This window comes from Kitasatospora sp. NPDC054795, assembly GCF_053611565.1.
In genome coordinates this window covers 21,796-45,770 of sequence record NZ_JBSHAP010000010.1, presented here as the reverse complement: position 1 = coordinate 45,770, position 23,975 = coordinate 21,796, and the positions used below count along the sequence as shown (strand labels likewise).

Annotated in this window: 17 protein-coding genes; 3 read left to right on the top strand and 14 right to left on the bottom strand. The window is 74.2% G+C overall.

What is annotated here, in order from left to right; genetic code table 11:
• The 13 genes from ACWGJO_RS05765 to ACWGJO_RS05705 form a co-directional block, all read right to left on the bottom strand.
• A complete protein-coding gene (locus tag ACWGJO_RS05765; protein WP_452182319.1) occupies positions 1-6,234 on the bottom strand; it encodes an eCIS core domain-containing protein in 6,234 nt (2,077 codons plus the stop codon).
• On the bottom strand, positions 6,231-6,611 hold the full coding sequence (locus ACWGJO_RS05760) for a hypothetical protein (RefSeq protein WP_452182318.1): 381 nt from the start codon (positions 6,609-6,611) through the stop codon (positions 6,231-6,233). Before ACWGJO_RS05760 ends, ACWGJO_RS05765 begins: the two co-directional genes overlap by 4 nt.
• On the bottom strand, positions 6,602-8,581 hold the full coding sequence (locus ACWGJO_RS05755; RefSeq protein WP_452182317.1) for an ATP-binding protein: 1,980 nt from the start codon (positions 8,579-8,581) through the stop codon (positions 6,602-6,604). Before ACWGJO_RS05755 ends, ACWGJO_RS05760 begins: the two co-directional genes overlap by 10 nt.
• Before the next feature lie 20 nt (positions 8,582-8,601).
• Entirely contained in the window at positions 8,602-9,870 is a 1,269-nt protein-coding gene (locus ACWGJO_RS05750; RefSeq protein WP_452182316.1) for a DUF4255 domain-containing protein, read from the bottom strand.
• Positions 9,871-9,907: 37 nt separating this feature from the next.
• The gene (locus ACWGJO_RS05745; protein ID WP_452182315.1) at positions 9,908-10,606 is read right to left on the bottom strand and encodes a hypothetical protein; all 699 of its coding nucleotides are present in this window, start codon (positions 10,604-10,606) and stop codon (positions 9,908-9,910) included.
• Positions 10,599-11,330 carry a hypothetical protein gene (locus ACWGJO_RS05740; protein ID WP_452182314.1) on the bottom strand — a complete coding sequence of 244 codons (732 nt, stop codon included), beginning with the start codon at positions 11,328-11,330 and terminating at the stop codon, positions 10,599-10,601. Before ACWGJO_RS05740 ends, ACWGJO_RS05745 begins: the two co-directional genes overlap by 8 nt.
• Positions 11,331-11,341: 11 nt before the next feature.
• Complete coding sequence (locus tag ACWGJO_RS05735; RefSeq protein WP_049649365.1) at positions 11,342-11,866, bottom strand: phage tail protein; 525 nt, start codon at positions 11,864-11,866, stop codon at positions 11,342-11,344.
• 7 nt (positions 11,867-11,873) lie between these two features.
• Positions 11,874-13,721: a phage tail sheath family protein gene (locus tag ACWGJO_RS05730; RefSeq protein WP_452182313.1), complete on the bottom strand. Its 1,848-nt coding sequence runs from the start codon at positions 13,719-13,721 to the stop codon at positions 11,874-11,876.
• 187 nt (positions 13,722-13,908) lie between these two features.
• Positions 13,909-14,328, bottom strand: coding sequence for a hypothetical protein (locus ACWGJO_RS05725; protein ID WP_452182312.1), 420 nt, complete (start codon positions 14,326-14,328; stop codon positions 13,909-13,911).
• Between the two features lie 19 nt (positions 14,329-14,347).
• Positions 14,348-16,075, bottom strand: coding sequence for a peptidoglycan-binding protein (locus ACWGJO_RS05720; RefSeq protein WP_452182311.1), 1,728 nt, complete (start codon positions 16,073-16,075; stop codon positions 14,348-14,350).
• Positions 16,076-16,729: 654 nt separating this feature from the next.
• On the bottom strand, positions 16,730-17,125 hold the full coding sequence (locus ACWGJO_RS05715; protein ID WP_452182310.1) for a hypothetical protein: 396 nt from the start codon (positions 17,123-17,125) through the stop codon (positions 16,730-16,732).
• 178 nt (positions 17,126-17,303) lie between these two features.
• On the bottom strand, positions 17,304-18,209 hold the full coding sequence (locus ACWGJO_RS05710) for a ketopantoate reductase family protein (RefSeq protein WP_452182309.1): 906 nt from the start codon (positions 18,207-18,209) through the stop codon (positions 17,304-17,306).
• 67 nt (positions 18,210-18,276) lie between these two features.
• Positions 18,277-19,005, bottom strand: coding sequence for a hypothetical protein (locus ACWGJO_RS05705; protein ID WP_452182308.1), 729 nt, complete (start codon positions 19,003-19,005; stop codon positions 18,277-18,279).
• A gap of 533 nt (positions 19,006-19,538) precedes the next feature.
• On the opposite strand from ACWGJO_RS05705, the gene ACWGJO_RS05700 reads away from it, so the two are divergent.
• The 3 genes from ACWGJO_RS05700 (at position 19,539) to ACWGJO_RS05690 (ending at position 23,175) form a co-directional block, all read left to right on the top strand.
• Entirely contained in the window at positions 19,539-20,303 is a 765-nt protein-coding gene (locus tag ACWGJO_RS05700; protein WP_452182362.1) for an ABC transporter ATP-binding protein, read from the top strand.
• A gap of 5 nt (positions 20,304-20,308) precedes the next feature.
• Complete coding sequence (locus ACWGJO_RS05695; protein ID WP_452182307.1) at positions 20,309-21,700, top strand: FtsX-like permease family protein; 1,392 nt, start codon at positions 20,309-20,311, stop codon at positions 21,698-21,700.
• Positions 21,701-21,861: 161 nt separating this feature from the next.
• A complete protein-coding gene (locus ACWGJO_RS05690) occupies positions 21,862-23,175 on the top strand; it encodes a sensor histidine kinase (RefSeq protein ID WP_452182306.1) in 1,314 nt (437 codons plus the stop codon).
• 110 nt (positions 23,176-23,285) lie between these two features.
• Here ACWGJO_RS05690 and ACWGJO_RS05685 read toward each other — a convergent pair whose 3' ends face one another.
• A complete protein-coding gene (locus ACWGJO_RS05685; protein ID WP_452182305.1) occupies positions 23,286-23,954 on the bottom strand; it encodes a response regulator transcription factor in 669 nt (222 codons plus the stop codon).
• Between the last annotated feature and the right edge of the window lie 21 nt (positions 23,955-23,975).

The window sequence follows — 23,975 nt, the reverse complement described above, 5'->3', positions numbered from 1 at the left end:
CTACTTCAGCCCGTACAAGTGGAAAAGCTTTTCGCGGATCCGGCCCTTGAGTTGTTCGAGCGTGGTGATCTCACTTCCTTTTTCGGTCTTGATGTCAAGGGACTTGATCCACATCTGGATCACCAGGATTTCACGGTTGGCGATCCCCTGGATATTCTTTCCGTTGAAGGCCTTCTCGCTCGTGTCCGCACCCGATTCACGTTCCTTCGCGCGTTGTCGGTCGAGTGTCCTGGCCTGCTCCATGGCACCTCCCCCCTCCATCGGGAGGTACTTCAGCGCCTCGGCGATGGGCATCGTCTCGCCCTGGTGGACCTGGAGGCCGCGGAGGCTGGTCTTCGGGTCGGCGGTCGGGGCGACCCCGGAGACCCGGCTGCCCTCGGCGGCCATCTGAAGCAGCATCCCCGAGTGGATGACCGACCGCTGGTTCCGGTGGACCTCCTTGCCCATGATCAGGCTGCCGAGGAACGCGGCGTCGCGCCCCACCTGGCCGTCGACCCGGCCGCCGGCGGCCATCGTCTGGACTCCCTTGACCACCTCACTGTTGTGGGTCGGGTCGTTGAGGATCCGTTCAGCGATGCCCTCCTTGAACTTGCCGCTGCGGTTCTTGCGGCCCCGGTAGCGCAGATGCTCCTCGGCCTGGCCGTTCTCGTGCTGCCGCTTGATCACGGCCCGCTGGAGGCGCTGGGCGCTCTCGACCGCCCGGAGGCTCTCCTGCTGCTCCTGGTCGGCACCGGCCTCGATCCGCTTCTGCTGGGCGTTCCGCATCTTGTTGGTCTCGCGCAGCACTGTGTGCGTGACGGCGGCCGGGGTCCGGCCGGGCCCGTCCTCGAACTCGAACACGTCGTGTGCGCTGTCGTTCGTGAAGTCGAAGCCCGCCATGTTCGGGCCTTGATGGTTCATGAACCGGGCCATCGAGGCGAAGCCGACTCCCTGCGGGACACCGAACCGCCGTTGGTCCGCTGCGGAATCGTCGTCCTTCCGGTAGATCTGATTCGCACCGCTGACGGTCTGGGAGTGGTTCAGGATCTCGGCGGACAGCTCGTCGAGCATCGCCAGCAGGTCCCGCTCGTCCAGGGTGAGCGCGTCGGTGAGCTTCACCTGAGGATTGAGGGTGGCCGTGATGGTGAAGTTCCTGTCGCCCTCGATGCCCAGGCTCGACAGCCGGTACCACATGCGCATCGCAGCGAGCAGCGCCCGCAGCACCGGGCCCCGGACGCCTCGGTGGAGCAGGCGCTGGATCCGCGGCCGGATGCGGGCGGCGATCAGGTCAAGGCGGTTCTGCTTTGCCTGGGGGGAGTTCTCGTGGGCGCGGCGTTGGGCGCGTTGTTGTTGGCGCTTCTGGTGCCAGGCGCGGAGGCGGTCGCGTTGCTTGCGGTAGGCGTCGCGGATCCTGTGCGCGCCGTTGGTGAGGGCGCGGCCCAGCTTGCTGTTGAGGAGTTTGCGGCCGAGGGTGCGGGCGGCGGTCCGCACGCGGTTGAGGGCGGCCTTGACGGTCTGCCGGCTGGCGTTGAGTGCGCGGCCGACGGGGGAGGTGGGGCGGCGGCGGGGGGTGGTGGGCTTCGGGCGGGGGCGTCCGGAGGGGGCGGCGGAGGGGTGGCGTTCCGGGTGGCTGGCGGTGTGGCGGGCCGGTCCGGTGCGGGTGGGGCGGCCGCGGCCGGGGGAGGGCCGCTTGCGTAGCGCCTGGGTGGCCCGGCGCAGGCTCGCCCGGGCCTTGTTGACGGCGTTCCCGGCCGCCTTGCGGGCGCCCTTGCCGGCCCTGGCCAGCCCCTTGAGGATCTTTTGGGCGATCCCCTTGAGTTTGGTGCCGACCGCCTTCCCGGCGCCCTTGAGCTTGCTGAGCAGGAAGTTGGAGATGAAGTCGAGCAGCGCGACCACGCCCGAGGCGACCGCGTCGGCGAACAGGCAGGCGGCCGATCCGGACTTGACCGCCTTGAGGAAGGTGATGAACTTCCCGATCATGGCGACGATCTTGCTGATGGTGTTCCACGCCGCCACCAGGCCTTGGATGATCGCCATGATCGCACCGGCCGCCGGTACGATCATCGACACCAGCTTCTCGACGACGATCGAGATGATCATTCCGGGCAGCGCCGCCACGATCGCCTGCCAGGCCATCCGGCCGATCTGGGCCATCGAGATACAGCCCTTGACCAGGACGTTGACGATGGTGGAGGTCAGGCCGACCACCGACTCGACCTTCTCGTTGAACCACTGCTTGACCGCGCTCTTGATCGCGCCCCACAGGTAGTACTGGATGCCGTCGATCGCGGCGCTGCCGAGCTTCTTCAGCCAGCCGCCCGGGTCGGGGGCGATGTCGCCGATCAGGGCCGCGAACTCGCCGAAGACCGCGATCGCCTTCTGTACGAAGTCGATCGCGTCCATCACCGCCTTGCGGACCGCCTCGATCGCGGCCTTGAGCCCCGCCTCCAGCGCGTTGAGCAGCGCGTTCAGGCCGGCCGCCAGCAGGTCGAGCAGCTTGTTGACGGCGTTCTTGAGCTTGTCCGCCCACTCGTTGACCTTCGCGATGGCCTTGTCGCGCCACTCCTCGATCTTCTTGCGGAACTTGTCCCGCAGTTCGGGGAAGGCCGCCAGCAGCACGTCGCAGATCTTGATCAGCGCGTCCGCGAGCTTGTTGATCAGGTCGACGGCGAACTTGCGCGCCTGGTCGATCGCCCAGTTCGCGAACTTGCGGAACCCGTCGATGATGTCGTTGATCAGGCCGCGGAAGTAGTCGAAGACCTTGGTGACCGCCTCGACCAGTGCGTCGAAGGCCGCCTTGACCTTGGACTTGACCCAGCCCCACCAGCCCTCGGACTCCTCCTTCTTGCGGTCCTTCTCCTTCTGCGCCTTCTCCTCGGCCTCCTTCCGCTTGTCCTGGATCTTCTGGTTGTCCTGTTGCTGACGGTCCTGGACGTCCTTGTCGGCCTCGGTGCGCTTCTTGTCGATCTGGCCGCTCTTGTCCTGGTGCTCCGCGCCGGCGTCCTGGTCCGCGCCGGTGATCTTCTCGTCCTGTTCGGTGCGCCACTGTTCGCGCTCGGCCGTGACCTTCTCCGCGGCGTCGCCCCGCTCGCCGGCCTGGGCCTGGGCGTTGTCGGCGACCGCCTGGTCGATCTCGGCCTGGTTCTGCCGGCGGGCGTCGGCCGCGCCCTGCTTCTGCTGGGCCTGTTCGGAGCCCAGTTGCCCCTGGCCCTGGCCGACGGCGGCCTGGATCTGCGGGCCGCGCTCCTGCTGGGTGACGATGCCGATGCCCGGCTTGGTGTCGGCCGCGCGGCCGACACCGGCGCCCCCGCGCCTGCGGCCGCCCCCGGGGACGGAGGCGGTGAGGGTCTCCTTCGGCACGTCCGGGTAGATCCGGTCCTCGCCCATCGGCTTGGCGGCGTCCTCCCGGCCGACGCCGAGGATCCTGCCGGAACTCTCCTTGAGCTTCGCCGCCTGCCGGTCGGTGCGCGCCGGGTCGCTCTCCCCGGTCAGTTCGACCTTGGGCGCCGGGCCGACGGTGGTGTTCAGCGCCGGGTCGGTCGAGGGCACGCCGTCGACCGCGACCTGGGCCTGCTGGACCTCCTGCGGCGAGACCTGGTTGCCCGGGTCGTCGGCGACGTGCGGCGAAGCGACCCGGTCGCCGGGGCTGCGGCCCTCGACCTGCTTCTGCTCGGCCTTCTGCTGCTCACCGTCCGCGCCCTGCGGGCCGACCCGCTCCAGCCGCTCCGCCACCGCCGCGGCGGGTGGCGCGGCCTCGGGCGTGCCGGACCGGGTCTGCGGGGCTCCGGACGGGCGCTGGACGGCTGGTGGGGCGGCCTGCAGCGCGGCGTGCTGCTCGCCGACCGTACGGTCCACCGAGCCGTCCACGCCGTCCAGGGTGGTGGCCATCTGATCGGGCGGCAGGCTCGCGGCGGTGGCGAGCGCGCTCTGCGGGTCCTGGCCGGAGACGTCGGGCGGGGCCGGTTTCTCCTCCTGTTGCTCCTGCTTGGCCGGGCCGCCCCCGCCGCCCCCGCCGCCCCCGCCGCCCCCGCCGCCCCCGGCGGCACAGGCACCGCCGGCACTGTCCGGCTCCGCCTCGGTGGTGGGCTGCTGCGGGCCCGCGCAGGCGCCGCCGCCGGACTCCAGGGAGGCGTCCGGGGCGGGCTGGGCGGAGAGTCCGGCGGGTGCATCGGCCTGCTCGGCCGCCGGACCGGCCGCGCCGGCGTCCGGCGTGGTGGCGGGGGCGGCATCGAGCGCCGCGCCGGGCGCGCCGTCCGGGACGTCGGCGGGCCCGCCCGGGCCCTCGCCGCCGACCGGCCCCGCCCCGCCGGGGGCGCCGATGCGCTCCGGGACGCCCGGTTCGGCCGCCGGGTCGTCGGCCTCCCGGGTCTGTTCGGCGGGCGCTTCCGGCTCCTGCCGCAGCTCCGGATCGGGCTCCGGGGCAGCGGGTTCGGTGGGTTCGGCGGCCCGGGCCGGACCCTGGGTCGGATCGGGGCCGACCTCCTGCTCGACCGGCCGTTCCGGCTGGAGGTCGCGGCTGCCGCGGTCCTCGGTCTCCGCGGCGGGGGCCAAAGGGGCGGCGGCCTCAGGCCGGCCCGGATCGGGTGGCGCGGCCGGTTCCTCGTCGGTCCCCGGCCGGCCCGCCCGCTCCTCCTGGACCTGCTCGGCCTTGGTCGCGGGCGGCTCGGGGAACGCCGGTGCCTCGGCGTTCGCGGGGGGCGCGCCGTCCGCCGACAGCGGGATCCGGTCGACGGTCGGGACGGCCGACACGTCGAGGTCCGAGGCGGGCAGGAAGTCTTCGGGCCCCAGAGCCTGCTCGGCGGCGGACGGCTGCGGCGACCGCTCCTGGTCCGTCCCGGGAGCGTCCCGGACCTCGGAGTCCGCGCCGGGCTCCATGCCCAACGGCCCTTCCTCGTCCAGGGTTTCGTCCTGCGGTTGGTCGCCCTCCAGCAGCCCGTGCCGGGCGAGCGGGCTGTCCGGGGCCTGCGCGATCGCGTCCAGGCGCTCGGGCTTGACCGGCGCGGACTGCGGCGGCGGGGCGGCGGCGGGCTGCGGTGGCCTGGTACCGGCCGAGGGCTGGGTGGCGGCGTCCGGCGGCCCGGCTTCGGGCGAGTCCGGTACGACGGCGGCCACGGGCTGGGCGACGGCCTCCTCGGCCGGCGCGGGGGACTGCTCCGGGCCCGCCTCGGGGGCCGCCTCGACGGTCGACGGCTGCGCCTGCCCAGGAGGCTGGGCCTGATCGGCCTGCGGCTGCGCGGCCTCGCCCTGCATGGGCGGTGCCTGCCGTTCGTCCTGCCGTTCGTCCTGCTGCTGTCCCCGCTCCTCCGGGCGTTCCGCGGCACCGTGACCCTTGCGGCGCCTGCGCCGCCCCCTCGGGGCGTCCGACTGCCGCACCTCCTCGTCGAGTTGCCGCTGCCGGTCCCGCTCGCCGCGGTCCTTCCGGTCGATCCGCTCGTGGTCGTCGGTGGTTCGGTCAGCGGCATCGGTGACCGGTTCGGGCGTCTGCGGGCTGTCGAGGTCGGCCGGACGGTGCTCGGCGGCCTCGACCAGCTCCAGCACCCGGGTGTAGTCCGAGGAGGGCAGCCGGATGTCCAGGCGCTCCAGCACGGAGGCCTGCAACTCGGGGGCGAAGCGTGCGAGTTGCCAGCGGACCCGGCCGGCGGAGTCGGTCGGGTCGCCGCGCAGTGAGCGCAGGATGCCGGCCGCCAGCCGGTCGACCAGGGTGGCCGGGTCGAGCCGCTCGGCGCGGAACCGGTCGGCGTCGACGGTCGCGTAGCGCAGCCACCCCGGCGTGGCACCCGGCGTCGCCGCCGTCGGCCGGTCGTCGCGCGCGCCGTGCTCCGCCTCCCGTTCGATCGCGTCCTGCGGCAGGCTGACCGCGCCCAGGTCGCGGCCGGCCCGCAGCGCGCCGAGCGGGTTCGGGGCCTGGACGGTGTGCAGCAGCTCGTGGGTGAGCAGCCGCCGGCCGTCCTCCGCGGCGGGCCGGTACTTGCCCTCACCGAAGAAGAGGTCCGGGCCGACGGCGACGGCGTCCGCGCCGATCAGCTCGGTCAGCGCGGCGGAGTCCCGGTCGGTGTGCACCCGGACCCGGCTGAGGTCGTGCCCGAGCCGTGCCTCCAGCTCCCGCCGCACGCCCGGGTCGAGCGGCTGGCCGGCGCCGGAGACGATCTCCTTCGGCTCGGGCGTACGGGCCTTCGGCGCCCGGGTCCTGCGCCGGGCCGCGCCCTGCTCGGTGTCCGGTGCGGAGGCCTTGGCCGCTACGGCGGGTCGAGTCATGTCCGCCCCCGTCCCGGCGGCCGGCCACCGCCGGACAGCCCGGCGTGCACGGCGCGGGCGAGCGCCTCGCCGAGCCGCTGCGGCGAGGTGCCGGCCGGGAGCGGCGGCAGGCCGGAGAGCAGGTCCAGCGTGCGGTCGCCGCCGACCGCGAGCGGCACGCCGCGCGCCTCGACCAGGCGGGTCAGTTCGCTCCGGAACGCCGCCGTCAGCCGGTCGTGGTCGATGTGTGCGAAGCCGTCGAGGACCAGTTCGCCGATCTCGACCTCGATCCGCCCGGCGCCCCCGTGCCCGGGCTCGATCCGTCCGGCGCCCCCGGGCCCGGCCCCGCTCCGCCCGTCGCCGTCCCTCCCCGTCGCAGCCCCCTCGGTCAGATCCATCCGCCGACCTCCGAGGGTGTCAGCGAGCGCTCCAGCTTCAGGTACTCGGTGCGCGCGGCGGCCAGCAGGTGCCGCATCTGCACCGGGCAGTCCTCGTCGGCGGCCAGAAAGGCGGCGGACAGCGCGATGTTGCGGATGGAGCCGCCGGCCACGGTGAGCTGCGCGAGCCGCTCCGGGTCGAGGCCCTGACTGGGGGCCTCCTTGGGGATGACCCGGCGCCAGATCTCGGCGCGCTCCGGCACCCCGGGGAACGGGAAGTCGACCACGAACCTGATCCGCCGCATGAACGCCGGATCCAGCGCCTTCTTCATATTGGTGGTGAGCACGGCCAGGCCCCGGTAGGCCTCCATCCGCATCAGCAGGTAGCTGACCTCCAGGTTGGCGTAGCGGTCGTGGCTGTCCTTGATCTCGCTGCGCTTGCCGAACAGCGCGTCGGCCTCGTCGAACAGCAGCAGTGCGCCGCCGCGTTCGGCCGCGTCGAAGACCCGTCGGAGGTTCTTCTCGGTCTCGCCGATGTACTTGCTGACGACCTGGGAGAGGTCGATGACGAACAGGTCCACGTCGAGCTGCCCGGCGACGACCTCGGCCGCCAGCGTCTTCCCGGTGCCCGACCCGCCGGCGAAGAGCGCGGTGACGCCGAGGCCACGACGCAGCACCGACTCAAAGCCCCACTCCTGGTAGACCGTGCCGCGCCGGCGGACGTGGGCGACGATCTCGCGCAGGATCGCGCGCTGGCGCTCCTCCAGTACCAGGTCCTCCCAGCCGGCCCGCGGCTCGACCCGCCGGCCCAGCTCCTCCAGGGACATCCGGGCCTCCGTCAGACCGGCGTGCCAGGCCAGCGGGCTGATGTCCCGGCCGTCCTCGGCAGCCCGCCGGGCCGTCGCCGCGGCCGAGCGGATCACATGGCCGGGCAGTGAGAACTGCGCGGCCAGCGCGCGGAGTCCGCTCTCGTTGATCCCTGGCGCACCGTCCAGTTCCGCCGCCCAGATCGCCAGCTGCTCCTCGGGGCCGAGCGGGGGTACGGTCAGCCGGGCCCGGTCCGAGGCCCCCGCCGGCGGAGGCTCGTCGCCGGAGACGACCAGCGGCACTGCCAGGCTCGCGAGGAAGGCCTCCGTGCCGTTCGGGGACCGCGGGTGCTCCCGGCCCGGCCCGCCGCCCTCCACCAGCAGCGCGGCCGGGATCAGGATCGCCTCCCGCTGCCACAGCCGGGCGAGCTGATCGCGCTCGGCGGGCTCGGTGGGCAGGTCCTCGCGGTGCGCGGCGTAGAGGCCGAGCCCGGCGCGGTGGGCCGCCGCCGCCGCGATCTCCCAGCGGGTACGGCGGTCGGCGCCGGTCAGTTCGGTGTGCGGCGGGCCGGTCAGCCCGGCCGCGGTCCACCCCAGGGCCAGCCCGGCCGCGCACCGCTCGTGGGGCTCGGGCAGCTCGCCGGGCGGCCCGACCCGGGTGAGCAGGCCGTGCAGCCGCACGTCCAGGTACGGCACGCCGACCAGGAAGTGCAGCACCCGCTCGTCGATCCGCAGCCGGGAGGCGGTGAGCGCGGTCTCGTCGTCCAGCTCGACCAGCCGGAAGCGGCGCAGCGGGCCGACCGGGGTGAGGGCGCTCCAGTGCGGTTGGTCCAGGGCGGCGAGGGCGAGCGAGAAGGTCGGGTAGGCGCGCCCGGGGTCGCCGCCGGCCGCGGCGCACCGGGCGGCGGCGGTGGGGTCGATCACGGGAGCGGCGGCCAGCACGAGGACGTCGCGCTCGAACGGGGTGAGCCCGAAGGAGGCGCTGAGCGCGTCCAGGGCGGTGGCGGGCTGTCGCCGCCCGCCCCTGCGGCCGGTTGGTTTGTCGGACGAGGTGGGGTTACCCGCGTCGCGGCCGGCCGCGTGCGCGTCGACGCGGTCGAGCACGGCGGCGACCGCGGCCGACAGCGCCTGCCGGTGCGGCTCGTCCGCCGGGCCGTCGCGGCCCTGCCCTCGACGCGTGCTCATCTCGGTCCCCCGTCCTGCGGTCAGTGCGTCAGGTCCACGACGGGACCGCTGAACGTCCCGTCGCTCGACACCGTCAACTCGCTGGGCACGCCGTCCACCTGGACCCGGGCCAGGTACGCGGTCGGGCGCACGCCGACGACCGGCACCTGGACCTCGTACGGGTCGGTGCGCGGCCGCGGCGGCGCGGGCGCGCGGAACCGGTGGCTCGCCCCGCGCCGCCCGGCGGGCGGGTGCAACTCGTCCAGCAGCAGCACGACCTGCTGGTCGTCCCGGAGCGGCAGGTCCAGCCGGACATCCAGCCGGGCCGAGACCCCGGACGGTCCGTCGCCGCGGTCCGCCGTGCCGATCGGCCCGACGATCCGCGGCTGCCGGGCGAAGGTCTGCGCATTGGACTCCAGCGCGAGGTGGTCGGCGGCGGGCCGGCCGTCCAGCGCCAGTCCGTGCAGCACCTGCACCTGGTACACGCCGGGCGGCAGGTCCTCCGGGACAGCGACCACCAGGCGGTCGTCCCGGACGCCGCCCGGATCGACCGGCACCCGCCGCTCGCCCAGCCGGGCCACGATCAGGTCCGCGCGCAGGCCGGTGCCCTCCAGCACCAGCTCCCGGTCCTTGGTCACCGGTCCTTCCTCGGGAGCACCGGGGGACCCGGCGGGCCGGGAGAGCACCCGCTCCACGACCGGCCCGCGGGACGGCACGGCCCGCACCGTACGGCGCAGCACCGGCTTGCCGGCCACCGGATCGACCCTGCCCTCCACGAGGACGGCGGCGGCCTGGTAGGTCACGGACAGCGCGTACGGCGTCTGGAGCAGCGTGCTCCACAGCTTGGACAGCTCCTCGACGTCCATCGTCGTGGGCGTGAAGCGCACCCGCTGCGGCGAGGCGGCCAGGTCCGTCCCCACCAGGTACGGCTGGGCGGCGGCCTCCTCGATCAACTGCCGGGAGAGCACCGGCTGTTCGGTCAGTGCCCGGACCACGCAGCCGAGCAGCCGTTGGCCGACCAGCTGGGACTCCTCGCCGTAGCAGCTGATCAGGTAGTGCAGGTCCAGGGCGGCGGCCGGCCGGGCCAGCACCGTGCCGTCCGTCGCGCGGGTGGGTGCGTCGCGATTGCGCAGCGAGGCGTTGGCCGTGACCTGGTAGAGGAAGACGGTGATGGTCGGGTCGGCGGGCGGCTCGGTCGGCGGCTTGCGGGCGCCGACCTCGACCGCGAACGGGATGTCGGGCGAGAGCGCTCGGGTGATGAGCAGCCGCAGCGCCTCGCTCACGGTGGCGATCGCGAGGTGGTTGCTCACGGGTTCGCCCCCTCGGTCGTGTGCCTCACCCGCGCGCTCATGAGGTCTCCCGGTCGAGGTACTTGTCCAGGTCGAGGGCCGGGCCCGGGCGGGCGGCCGCCGGCTTGGCCGGTCCGGCCGGGGTGCGCTGGGCGGCTTTGACCTCGACCCGCCCGATCTGGACCCGTACCACCCGCTCGACCGGGCGCTGCCGGCGTCGGGTCCCGGTCCCGTGCGCCTGGCCCGGAGCAGCTGCCCCGGCGGCCCGCCGTACGGACGCCGGCGCGGCGGCCGACCGGACCGGTGCGGGCGGTGCCGCGGTCGGCCGCTCGGGGGCGGCCGCCCGGTGCCGTGCGGTGACAGGTGTCGGTACGGCTGCCGGGCGGGCGGTCTCCCTCCGCATCGCCGGCCCGACGGCCGGTGCGGCACTGGGGGTGACCTGCGGCGCGATCAGCAGCGGCGTCCGCGGCAGCGGAAGGACGGGTGCGACAGCCGACCGGTCCTCACCGGCCACCGCCCGCAGCGCCCTCTCGGCCGGCGCCGCGGGCGGTGCCGCCGGCGGCCGGGGGAGCGGCACGGGAACGGGTCGCCCGCCCGAGCGGCCCGGCCCGAACGGCTCCGCGTCCATGACCGGCGGCGCCGGAGCGAGTGCGTCGAGCCGTTCGAACGGCCCCGGCAGGCGCGGGCGCACCCGTACCCCGGCCCGGGCGCCGCCCGGGCCGCGCTTCGCCACCAGGCGGTCGAAGTGGTCAGGCATCTGCACACAGCTCCAGGTAGTAGCGGCGCCGCAGCGGGCCGAGCGCCAGGATCTCCGCCTCGCTCCAGCCGTAGGCGGTGGCCAGGAGGTGGACGTGGAGCAGGGTCGCCCTGGCCCAGTCGTCCAGCTCCTCCCAGAGGTAGGAGGCGATGTCCAGCTCGGCGAGGGCCTGCTCGCCGCACTCGGGGCAGCCGAGGTGCAGCCGGACGTCCGCGCAGGGGTCGGCCGCGGCGGCGGCCTCGGCCACGCGCCGCTGGACCGGTCCGGGGAGCTGCCGCGCGGCGACCGGCTCCCCGCCGTGCTCGGCGTCCAGCACGCACCGCTCCAGCACCACGGCCCTGGCCTGGTCCGCGGGGGCCTGTTCGGCGGCGGCCAGATCGCCGGGGGTGGGCAGCCGGAAGCCGACCTTCCAGCCGTCCAGCTCCACCCGCAGCGGGCCGTCCGCCGGCCGCGCGGCACCGACCACCTGTCCGGAGTCGAAGGTGAACTCCATCTCCTCTGCGCAACTCGGGCATCCGACCCGCACATTGAGCGGTTCACCGAACAACTCGGCTCGCAGGCTGAAGAGTTCGGCGTCCCGCTGGCCGAGCGGCACGGCCAGCAGCTCCTCCGTCCCGGCGCCCGGACGGGCGACGGCGTGCAGCAGTAGGGCCTGCCCGGTGCGGCCGGCCGTCAGCCCGGCCTCCCAGGCGGCCAACAGGGCGGCCTCGCCGGCGAGTTCCATCGGTCGGCCGCTCAGGCCGGCTGCTGGAACGAGGGCTCTTCCGGCTCGGGCGTCTCCTCGTCCCGCTCCCAGCCCTCCACCTCCAGCTTGAGGCTCTGGATCGCCACCGCGTTGGCGTTGGCGTCCAGTTCGCCGAGCACCTGGTACTCACTCGGCCAGGCGCGGTACAGCTTGTGGGCGACCGCCACCTGACCGGCCTCGTTGAGCACCTGGATCACCAGGTCCTTGCGGAAGTCCCGCAACGAGACCTCTGCCCCGCGGCCCGCGCCGACCATCCAGACCTTGTTGGCCCAGCGGTCGAACTCCGGGTCGTGGGTGACCCCGCGCTCCAGGGTGACCGCCTCGAAGTCGGTGCGCCCCGGCGACTTGCGCGGTGCGCTCGGATCGCCCCCGCTGCGGTGCTTCACCACCTCGGTGGTGCGCTTGAGCGGGCTGATCTTGCTGATTCCGGCGACGACCCTACCGTCCCAGACGACCAGGAACTTGAAATTCTTGTACGGATCGAACCGGTGCGGATTGACGGTGAACTCGACCATGGAGATCCTAAACCTCGAACTGTCCGGCGAGCTGCTCGATCTTGACGATCACGAATTCCGCGGGCTTGAGTGGCGCGAATCCGACCACGACGTTCACCACACCACGATTGATGTCGTCCTGCGTGGTGGTGTCCTTGTCGCACTTGACGAAATAGGCCGAGCGCGCCGACGTGCCCTGGAACGCGCCCTGCTGGAACAGCGAGTGCAGGAACGCGCCCACGTTCAGGCGGATCTGCGCCCACAGCCGCTCGTCGTTGGGCTCGAACACGACCCATTTGGTACCGCGGTAGAGGCTCTCCTCCAGCATCAGCGCCAGGCGCCGCACCGGGACGTACTTCCACTGCGAGCTGAGCGCGTCGGCGCCCGCCATGGTCCGCGCGCCCCACGCCACCGGGCCCACCACCGGGAACGTCCGCAGGCAGTTCACCGCGAGCGGGTTCAGCAGGCCGTTCTCCCGGTCCGTCAGCGGGACGGTCAGCGCGCGCACCCCGGGCAGTCCGGCCTCGGTGCCCGCGGGCGCCTTCCACACGCCCCGCTGGCCGTCGGTGCGCGCCATCACGCCGGCGATGGTGCCCGACGGCGGGAAGCTGCGCAGCCGGCCGGTGAGCGGGTCGACCAGCTCCAGGTGCGGGAAGTACAGCGCGGCGTGGTCGCTGCGCACCGAGTCGAAGGCGGACAGGCCCGCCCGGGCGTCGTCCAGCGTCGTCCACGCCTGCGGCGAGTCGACGATCAGGAACATCCGCTGCTCCACGCAGAGCGCCTGGGCGGCGGAGACGACCGTGACGGCGTCGTCCACGCCGGCGTAGCCGGCCAGTTCCGGCAGCACCAGCAGGTTGACGTCCGGCACGTCGCGCAGGGCCTGGATGCCGGTCTTGCCGGCCTCGCTGCCGATCAGGTCGGTCATGCCGGGGGCTGCGCCGTCCTGACCGCCGACGAGGGCGAGGACCGGCGGATTGACCGAGCCCTCCAGTCCGAGGTTGTTGGCGGCCTCACCGAGGAAGCGCACCACGTCGGCCGGGTCCGTGGAGCCGGCGACGACCTGGAGCTGCCGCCCGAACACGTTCACCCGGGTGCCCGCGAAGGCCCGCCTGCCCGGGGCGTCGGGCAGGGCCCGCAGCTTGCGCTCCAGCAGCAGGGCGAGTTCGGGGACGGTGGTCGGCGCGGTGCCGTCCGCGGCCGGGTCGTAGATCGTGACGGTCCGCGAGACGTCGGCGATCTTCACCTGGATCTCGTGGGTGAGGTCCGGCAGCGTGGCGGCGAAGGGCTTGGAGACGGTGCCCACCGGATCCGGTCGGCTCTCCGCCAGGACCTTCACCCGGACGACGCCCGAGCCGCTGTTCACCATCGTCTCGGCGAACCGGGGGCTGGCGGCCCGGACCGACAGGTCCGCGAAGGACTCCCGGACGGCGCCGGAGATGTCGAAGACCTGGAGGTTGAAGGTCTCGGCCGGGGTCGGCGTCCGGTAGTCCACGGCGACCCGCAGCCCCCCGCCCCAGAGCCCCGGCTCGACGGCCGTGACCTCCAGGGCCGGGGTGGCGGTGGAGGACTGCGTCGAGTTGAGCGTGACGCCCGCGGCGGCGCCGGTGCCGGCCGCCGCGACCCGGACCACCACCCCGACCGATCCCCCGTTGAGGAAGAACTGCTGGACGGCGTAGCTGACCGGGCTCTGACTCGCGAGTCCGCCGAAACGGCGTTCGAAGTCCGCGAAACTGGTGATGGTGACCGGCTGGTTGAGCGGGCCGCGTCGGGTGGCCCCGACGAAGGCGGTCACCGAGGTGCTCACCGCGGTGATGGTACGGACGCCGCTGGGAAGCTCTTCGATGTAGACGCCCGGGTAGGTCGGTGTCGTCGGCAAATTCCCCCTCCGTTCACTTCGTGCATCAAGAAACCGCTCAATGGGATCAGGATGCATCGGTGGCAGGCTCAGTCTCGGATTCAGGTGACAATTCGTCAAGGCCTGAACGTGAAAGGCTAATTGTATTACTGGGCCTGTTTTCGGGGTTTCGGAATGTGCTGTTCCGCAACCCCTGTGCTGGTGCCCGTCAGCCGCCTTCGGGCAGGTTCCGGTAGTCGGGGCGGGCCGGCGCGGGGTCCGGCGGCGTCGCTGCGGGTGTCGGAGCCGGAGCCGGAGCCGGAGCCGGTGCGGGTGTGGGCATGGGCGTAGGTGCGGGTGCGGCGGGCGTCGGCTCAGGTGCGGCCGGGGTCGGCGCGGGTGTGGGCGCGGGGACCGGCGGCTGGTAGGACGGCGGCCGGGCCGCCCCCAGGAACCAGCCCCAGTTCGCGCCGAACCGGTGCTCCAGGAACCGGAACGCGGCGTAGTAGACCGTGCCGAAGCCGGTGACCAGGGCGGAGGTGACGGAGGCGTTGTCCAGGTGGATGCCGAGCCGCGCGGCCTGCACCACGAGGAACGCGACGATGTAGGGCACGCACGTGCGCCACAGGGACAGGGCGAGTTGGTACATCTGTCCTCCTCGGCCGGTGTCAGCCGGCGACGGTGAAGCCGTGCGCCTGGCCGAGCCGGGTCAGCGAGTTGATGCCGGGTATGCCGTCCGCCTGCTGCCCGCTGTACCCGTACCGGCGCTGCAACTCGGCGTAGGCGTCGACGGTCCTCGTGCCGAACGAGCCGTCGGCCCACTGCCGGTCGAGCAGCCCATCGGCGACGAGCGCAAGCTCCACCGTGTACACGTCGTCCGGGTACGTGGTGGCGCCCTGGGCCGCGTCCGGGTCCTGGCGGGCCGCCGCGACCACCCTCGACTTCGACACCTCGGCCAGCGGGACGGCCCCGCCGAGCAGCCGGCGCAGCGAGGCCTCGCCGGGCACGCCGTCCGCTTCCCCGCCGGAGTAGCCCAGACTGCGCTGGAAGTCGGCGTAGTTGAGGGTGTCGGCGTCGGTCCAGTCCGGGCCGGGGCCCTGGTTGTAGTGCGAGCCGAAGTCCGCCGCCACCAGCGCCTCGCCGACGAGGGTGACCTGCGGACCGTGCGCGCCGTAGCCGTACGGCAGGCCGCCGACGCTGTTCTGGTACCGGGCCGGGGTCGGGTCCGGCTGGGGCGCGGGCTGCTGGGGCGGGGTGACCACCGTGCCGGAGGGGCGCGGCGCACCCGACGTCACCCAGGCGTACAGCGCCGGGCCGGGGCAGTCGGTCGAGTAGCCGTCCTGGTGCCCCTTGATCTCCGGGCCCGCCGGGCCCTGCTGCTCGCAGTACTCGATCGCGTCCCGCAGCCCGTTGAGCTGTTCCGGGGTGGGCACGGTCGAGCCGGAGGAGCCGACCAGCCCGCACACCGCGTAGTGCGCCTCGTTGAGCGGGACGTCGCCGTTGGCGCTGTTGCGCCGGTTCAGCCCGCGGCCCTCGAACACGTGGCCGTGCTCGCAGACCACGAAGCTGTAGCCGATGTCCGACCAGCCGTCGTCGTCCATGTGCGAGGCCTGGAGGCGCCGTACGTAGGCCGGGCAGGTGTCATGGCTGTCGAAGGTGTACGCCGTGCCGAGATAGTGCACCTTCACTCCGGCGCGCGGACCGGCGTACGGGATCGAACCGTTGGGCTCGCGCCAGGGCCGCGCGCCCCACTGGTCCCGGGGCACCAGCTGGAGCCCCGGCCAGTCGGGCGACTGCGGTCCTGGGGTCGGCGTGGGTGGCTCGGGGTCCGGGGCCCGGCCCGCGCCGGCCCACGCGCGCAACTCGTCCAGCGAGCCGTTGAACACGTCCGCGTCGAGCGGGTCGTCGCTGTACTGGTGGAAGCGCCAGGACGCCTGGATGCGCGGCGAACCCGCGGACACGTAGTCCGCTATCCACAGGAAGTCACCGGCGTTGTCGTCCGTCCGGAACCAGTAGTCCCGGTTGGTGTAGAGCCCGACCAGGCGGTCCGGGTAACGCTGCTTGACCGCCGCCAGCCACCGGTTCTTCGCCTCGGTCGCGTCGCCGTCGCCGACCGACTGTCCGTACGGCTCGAAGTCCAGCACCAGCAGCTCGCCCGCGGGCACCTGCCCCACGATCCGGCAGAAGTGCTCCACCTCACCGTCGACCGGGTTCTCCGCGTGCAGGAAGTGGTAGTGCCCGACCACCAGTCCGCGCCCCCGGGCGTCCGCGAGCTTGTCGGTGTACCCCGACTGGCCGGTGTGGCCGCCTTCGGTGGCCTTGATGAAGACGAACTCCGCGTCCCCCGGGATGCCCGACTGGAAGTCGGAGACGTCATAACCCTTCGCGTATGCCATCAGGATGCTCCCCCTTTGCGCCGATGGCAGCCACGGCCGACCGGCCCCGTACCCCAGGGCGCGCGACACCGGCCAGGGCGTCATGTTCACTCCACATGAGAACTGACTGAGCGTCAACTCGCTTTATTCGAAAGTGTTCTGTGGGTTCTGCGGGCTTTCTGCGGTGGTCTCGTTCGGCAGGCCCGTGCCGCTGGCACATCCGCCGGACGGCGCGCCGTGGCGAGCGTGTTCGGGGGTCCTGTCCCGTGGTCGGGGGGCATGGTCGGGCCCGCCGGGGCGGCGCCCCGGCCGAGGGCGGCCGAGTGGATGTGCGCTCCAGCGCCCGGGCGCGGCCGGGGCGCGGCGGGCGGCCCGCCGCGTACCTCCTGGCGGGTACTCCAGCCGGACTTCTCCGTTCCCGCTGGTCAACGGCCCGGGAGTGGGGAGTGCGGCCGGGTGGGAGCGGATTGCGGGGCGGTCTTGGCCGCCCCGTGCCGCCAGCGGATGGCCCCTGCGCATGTCGTGGCAGCGGCGCGGGCGGTCGGCACCCGCGAACGATGCGGCAGGGTCCGCGACGGCCGGCGAGCCCATCGCGCTCCCGGCCGGACTGCGAGCCGGGCCGGGAGCCGGTGGAGCGGGCGATGGGCGGTACGGAAGCCGGGAAATGCGCCGGCGTCAGGAGTCGGCGCAGGCCTTCCCTATGTCGCCGGCGGCGTCGGTGATCGGCTTGAAGTCGGGCTGTTTGCCCTTGGAGACCTGGTCGATCGCGTTGTTGACGGCCTTGGCCAGCCGGTCGGCCGCGGGGTCGATCTTGTCCCCGCCGTCCTGGCGGATCTTCTTGGCGTCGTCGGCGACCTTCCGCAAGGCCTCCACGGTGTGGTTGCGGCGGTTCTCGTCGGTGATTTGCCCCACGTTGATCGCCGAATCGGCGAGGTCCTGGACGTCGCCGGTGAGGCTGATCGCCCGCTTTCCGCAGTCCAGGGCCTTGTCGGCGTCGCACGCGGTGAACAGTGGGGCTGCGAGGAGCAGCGCGAGCGTGGTGGCGGCCAATCGGTACGGCTTCCTTGTCATGTCTCTATCCCTCCCGCCGTATCAACGCCGTTCCGCCGCGCGGAGGTTCCGGAAGACCAGGTGAACCGTTGGGAAAGTCTTTGCCCTGCCGTAAAAGCTGATGTTCCGCCATGTGAGGGAAGACCTGCGAGCGTTCACCCCACGGACGCCGTGCGGGGGGTGAACGCCTCTCCCGGCCCTACCGGTTGGCGGACCCGGACAGCTCGCGCACCAGGCGGGCGATGGTCGGGGCGGCCACGGCGTGGGCGTCGGCCGCCCGCAGCACGGCGCCGCCGATGGCGTCCAGCTCGGTCGCCCGGCCGGCCTCCACGTCGCGCTGCATCGAGGACTTCATCGCCGCGGGGAGGCGGTCGAAGGAGGTGAGCAGTGCCTGCGCGTCCGCCGGCGCGCCGACCGCCCGGGTGACGGCGGTGATCTCGTCCAGCACCGCGAGGAGTTCGGCCCGGTGCTCGGTGCGCACGGCGCCGATCCCGCTCGCGTGGCGGGTGGTGAGCAGGGCGAACGGGGCGAGGAAGGAGAGCTTGCCCCACAGCATCGCCGTCTCGTCCTCGCGCAGCGTGACGTCCAGCCCGGTGTGGCGCAGCCGTTCGGCGAACCCGGCCACGGGGGAGTCCGGTTCGGCGGTCGCGCCGAGCTCGACGGCGGCGAACGGACTGGTGTGCTCGATCCTCCCGGGTGCCGTCCGGGTGGTCTCGACCCGGATCGTGCCGGCCACCACGCGCCCGGCCGGGTAGCGTTCGCGCAGCAGCGCCATGTGGTCCAGGCCGTTCAGCAGCGGCACCACGATCCCGGTGCCGAGCACCCCTGGGGGCATCCGGTCGAGGGCGGCGGCCAGCGCCGTCTCCTTGACCGTCACGAAGGCCGCGTCGACCGGCTCGCGCAGCTCGGTCGCGGCCTCGACCCGGGCGGTGAACTCGCCGAACCGGCCGCTGCGGACGTGCAGTCCGTCCCGCCGGACGGCGGCCGCGGTCTCCTCGCCGGCGAGGCAGACGACCCGGTGGCCGTCGCGGGCGAGCAGCCCGCCGATCAGTCCGCCGACACCGCCCGGCCCGAGGACGGCGACGGTCAGAGGGGTGGTGGTCATGGTGACTCCCGTGGGTGGGGGTGGGGGTGGGTGGGGGAGGGAGGGGGAGGCGGAGGGGCGGGCCCGGCTACGACGCCTCCCAGAAGAACCGGCCCTCCAGGCCGTCCGGGCTGAGGAAGCCGAAGCCGTTGCCGTAACCGAAGTTGAGGAAGTACGGATCGCCCTCGTCCGGGGCGTCAGCGAGGGCGAAGAGGTACTGCCAGGGCGCCGGGACCCGGGCCCGGCCGTTCGCGTAGGACGGGTCTCCGCCGAGGTGGTCGTGCACGTGGTCGCCGTCCGGGAAGGGCACCTCGGGGCCTTCGTCGCGCCGGAACCGCTGGAAGGCGGCCCGCTGGTCCATCGCCCGGTCGACGTCGTCCGACAGCGGCACCACGTCCAGGTGGTACTCGACCGGGGTCCGCTCGCCGTCGGCTTCGCAGCGCCAGAGCGTGCGGCCCCGGGTGCCGGGCGGGCCGATCACGGCGAACGGCGGGATGCGCCCGCCCGGCTGGACGAGCAACAGGCCGTCGCCCCGCTCCGGGTCGAGGCCGCCCATGATCTCGTCCTCCTCCTCCAGGAAGAGGTACGCCAGCCGGGCGGGCTCGCCCGGGACGGGGAACTGCCCGATGAACACCAGCGGTTCGCCGGTGGTGGGGGCGAGCGGCCAGGTGGGCTCGGCCAGCCAGCACGGCTCGCCGCCGAGCTTGGGGACCGGTGCGGTGATCGGCCGCTCGGCCGGGCGCGGGGACAGCCGGCGGCGGGGCAGGTAGGCGGCGTCGTGCGGACCGGTGGCGGTGCCGGTCGGGAAGGGGATCATGCGGCGGCCTCGATGGGTGCGTCGTGCCCGGTGGGTGCGGCTTGTTCGGTCGGTGCGTCGTGCTCGGAGGGGGCGGAGCGGGGGCGGGAGCCGGAGGAGAACGGCTCCTTTGGTGCGGCTCGCTGCCCGGGGCGGGCAGCCGGAGGCCGCGGCCGGGCAGCAGGTCGATGGTCACCGGATCATGATTCCCCGTCGGGCGGATTCGACGGGAGGCGGGGTGGGGACGGGTGGACGAGGGGAGGGCGCGCCGGACCGTGGCGGGGCCCGCCGGGGCGTCCGTCCCCGCCCTGCGGGACGGCTCGAAGGACCGCCTGCGGGCGGCGGTCGCGGTCGAACCGTTCGGGCCGCCGACCGCGCCGCAGCACGGGACGGCCACCGGGCGGGAGCGCTCCGGAGCCGGCCCCGGCAGTGCCGCGACCGGCCCGAGGGGGCGTAGCACCACCTGCGGGGTTCGGTTTTCCGAACCCCGGATTCGGGTGCCAGCACAATCGATCTCCCGGCCCCGGACGCCCACGATGGAGGGCATGAACGGGATGACGACAGCCGCCACCACGGCGGCGAACGACGGGACGACGGGCGCGGCCCTGAGCGCGGTCGGGCTGCACCGGGAGTACGGGCGCGGCGCGGCGGCCGTGCGGGCGCTGCGCGGGGTGTCGGTGGGCTTCGCGCCGGGGACGTTCACGGCGGTGATGGGGCCGTCGGGATCCGGCAAGACCACCCTGCTGCACTGCCTGGCCGGGATGGACCGCCCTACCAGGGGCACCGTGCGGTGGGGCGACACCGAGGTGTCCGGGCTGCCCGAACGGCGGCTGGCGGAGCTGCGCCGCACCCGGGTGGGGTTCGTGTTCCAGGCCTTCAACCTGATGCCCGCGATGACGGTCGCGCAGAACGTCGAGCTGCCCGGGCGGCTGGCCGGGCGGCCGCCGGAGCGGGGCGGGGTGCGGGAGGCGCTGGCCCGGGTCGGGCTGGCCGGGCGCGAGCGGCACCGGCCCGGGCAGCTGTCGGGCGGTCAGCAGCAGCGGGTGGCGATAGCCCGGGCCCTGGTCTCCCGGCCGGAGGTGCTGTTCGCCGACGAGCCGACCGGCGCACTGGACCGCGCCACCGGGCAGGAGGTCCTCGGCCTGCTGCGCGCGGGCGTCGACGTCGACGGACAGACCTGTGTGATGGTCACCCACGACCCGGTCGCCGCCGGGTACGCGGACCGGGTGCTGCTGCTCGCCGACGGCCTGCTGGTGGACGAGCTGATCAGGCCGACGGCCGCGCAGGTCGGCGAGCGGCTGAGCCGGTTGGGCGGGTGAGCGCCGTGAGCAGTCCCGTGCTGAGCCTCTCGGCGGGGCAGATCCGCCGCCGTCCGGCCTCCTTCGCCGGGCTGGGAACGGCGCTGTTCCTGGCGGTGGCGGCGGTGACGCTGTTCGGGTCGCTGGTCGCCGCGCAGGTCACGGCACCGGCCGCGGTGTCGCGGACGACGGTGTCCGGGCCGGGCCTGGTGCTGATCGCCGGTGCGTTCGGCGAGATCGCCGTCCTGGTCGCGCTGTTCGTCGTGGTCAACGCGCTCGGCTTCACGCTGCGCCAGCAGCACCGGGAGCTGGCGCTGCTGCGCACCGTCGCGGCGACGCCCCGTCAGGCCCGCCGGGTGGTGCGCGCGCAGGTGGTGGCGACGGCCCTGCTGGTGGCCGTGCCGGGCGGCCTGGCGGGTTTCCTCGCGGCCCGGGCGTTCCTCGCCGCGCTCCAGCGGCGCGGCATGGCGGCACCCGGGCTCCGCATACCCGGGGCGCCGGTGCCGGCGCTGGTCGGGTTCGGGGTGGCCCTGCTGGTCGGCCTGGCGGCCACCGCGGTCGCGGCCCGCCGGATCACCCGGCCCGCCCCGGCCGTCGCGCTGACCGAGGGCGCGGGCGGGCCGCGGCGGACGGGCGCGCTGCGGGTGCTCGCCGGGGTGGCGGTGCTCGCCGGCGGCGGGTTGCTGCTGCGACTGGCCGCGAGTCGGCCGGCCGGAGAGCTGGACAAGGCGGGGCAGGCCGCGCTGCTCGGCTCGCTGGTGCTGCTGATCGCGGTCGGACTGCTGGGGCCGGTGGCGGCGAAGGGCCTGGCGGTCGTGCTCGGCGCCCCGGTGCGGGCGCTCGTGCCCAGGGCGGGCTGGCTGGCGGACGCCAACCTCCGCGGCTACGCGGCCCGGCTCTCCTCGGCCGTGGTGCCGGTCGCGCTGCTGGTCGGGCTCTGTGGCACCATGCTGACCCTGACCAGCACCGCGGAGCACGTGGCCCGGGCGACGGGTGCAGCGACCAGCGTCACCAAGGAGAGCGACATCTGGCTGCGCGAGATGGAGCTCGGACTGCTGGTCTGCTTCGCGGCGGTCTCCACGGTCAACACCCTGGTGGCGCTGACCGCCGAGCGGCGCCGGGAGTTCGCGCTGCTGCGCCTGGTCGGGGCGACGCGGCGGCAGCTGTTGCGGATGCTCTCCGTGGAGGCGGCCCTGACCACGGCGATCGGGGTGCTTCTCGGTGCGGCGGTGGCGGCTGCGGCCTCGGGGGCGTTCAGCCTGGCGGTGACGGGCTCGGTGGTCCCGGTGGTGCCGGGCGCGGCCTGCGCCCGGGTGATGCTGGGAGCGGCGGTGCTCACGGTACCGGGGATCGTGGGCACGGGGCTGTGGGCGGTCGGCGGCTCGGCGGTGGCGTCGACGGGCGGGGAACGGCGATGAGACGGGGGAGGTCGAGGCGGGCGTCGACGGTGGGCGGGCTGCCGGGTCGGTGCCGTGGTGGTCCGCGGGGCCGTCCGGACGGAGGGACAGGTGGGTGCGATGGCTCCGGAGGTGGCTGGTGGATGCCGGAGGCCGGTCGGAGGTGAACGGTGAGGTGGACGGTGGCTGAGCGGCGGCGGTACCGGTCGGTGAGCGGCGGCGAACTGGCCTTCTCGGTGCTCGGGTTGCCGCTCGGGGTGCTCGGCGGGGCGTACGCCGTCGCGGTCCTCTACGCCGGGGCGCTGCTCTCGCTCACCGTGTTGGGCCTGCCGTTCGTGGTCGCCGCGCTGCTCGGGGCGAGGCGGCTCGGCGGGCTGCACCGGTGGCTGGTCGGGCGGCTGCTCCGGGAGGAGGTGCCCGCGCCGCCGCCGTTGCCGCGCCCGTCCGGGGTGTTCGCCCGGGGCCGGGCGGTGCTGACCGACCCGGTGGCCTGGCGCACGCTGCTCTACCTCCTGCTGCGGCTGCCGCTGGGCGTGCTCGGGTTCCTCGCCGTGGTCGTGCTGCCGCTCGGCAGCGTCTGGCTGGTGGGCTTCCCGCTCTGGGTGCGGATGATGGAGCCGGGCCCGCGGTCGATCGGCCTGCTGGACCTGGGAGCGGTCCCGGTCGGCCTCGCGGTGCTGGTCGTCCTCCCCGCCGCGGTGCGCGCCCTCGGCGGAGCGGACCGCGCGCTCGCCCGCGCCCTGCTCGGGCCGGCGCGCTCGCAGCAGCGGGTGCGTCAGCTGGAGAATGCCCGCGCCACCCTGCTGGCCGAGAACACCGACCGGCTGCGGCGCCTGGAACGCGACCTGCACGACGGCACCCAGGCACAGCTGGTCGCGCTCGCCATCACCCTGTCACTCGCCGACGACGTCCTGGCGGAGGGCGTTCCCTCCGCGGGCGGACCGGCCGGGGGTGTTCCCTCCGCGGACGGACCGGCCGGGGGTGTTCCCTCCGCGGACGGACCGGCCGGCTCGTGCGGGCCCGACCTCGGGCGGCTGCGCACCCTGGTCGACCGGGCCCGTGGGCAGACCGACGACACCATCGCCGGCCTGCGCCGGCTGACCCAGGGCATCCACCCGGTGGCACTGGACGGCGGGTTGGCCCAGGCCCTGCCGGGGCTGACCGCCACCTCTCCGGTGCCGGTCGACGTCCGGCTGGACCTGCGGGAGCGTCCGGAGGAGGTGGTCGAGCGGGCCGTCTACTTCTGCGCGGCCGAGCTGTTGACCAACGTGGCCAAGCACAGCGACGCGCGGTCGGCGGAGCTGACCGTGACCGCGGCCGACGGGAGGGTCCGGCTGACCGTCCGCGACGACGGGCGCGGCGGCGCCGCGATCGGCGCGGGCACCGGCCTGGCCGGCCTGGCCGAGCGGCTCGCGGCGGTGGACGGGACGCTGCGGGTGGACAGCCCGCCCGGCGGGCCGACGGTGGTCGGCGCCGAGCTGCCCGGCCGGCTCTGACGGGGGCACGGTCATTGCCTTCAGGGCCGTTGCCTTCAGGGCCATCGCGTTCGGGGCCGCCGGTCTCGGGGTTGCCGACCTTGGGGTGTCGCCGTTCCGGGTCCGTCGACTCAGGAGGCGCCGCTCTCCGCGAGGTAGGCGAGCACGGCCTTGACCCGCCGGTTGTCGGCGTCGGTCGCGGGCAGGTCGAACTTGCCGAACACGGCGGCCACGTGCTTCTCCACCGCTCGCTCCGAGACCGTCAGCAGCGTGGCGATCGAGCGGTTGGAGTGCCCCTGCGCCATCAGCTCCAGCACCTCCCGCTCGCGCGGGGTGAGCGCGTCCACCCGGCTGCGCCGCCCGCCGTGCATCAGGCCGTTGACGATCTCCGGGTCGAGGGCCGTGCCGCCCGCGGCGACCCGGTGCAGGGCGTCCACGAACTCGGAGGTCCGGGCCACCCGCTCCTTGAGCAGGTAGCCGATGCCCGCTGCGCCGGCCGCCAGCAGCCGGGCCGCCCAGACGGTCTCGACGTGCTGGGAGAAGACCAGGATGCCGACCTCGGGCAGGGCGGCCCGGATCTCCACCGCGGCCCGGATGCCCTCGTCGGTGTGGGTGGGCGGCATCCGGATGTCCACCACGGCCACGTCGGGCCGGTGCTCGGTGACGGCGGCCACCAGCTCGGGCGCCGTACCGGCGGTGGCGACCACCGCGCACCCACGGGCGATGAGGAGTTCGACCATGCCGTCCCGGAGGATCACCGAATCCTCGGCGAGGACGACGCGGAGCTGATTGTCGATCATGCCGTCATTATCCGGCCCGCC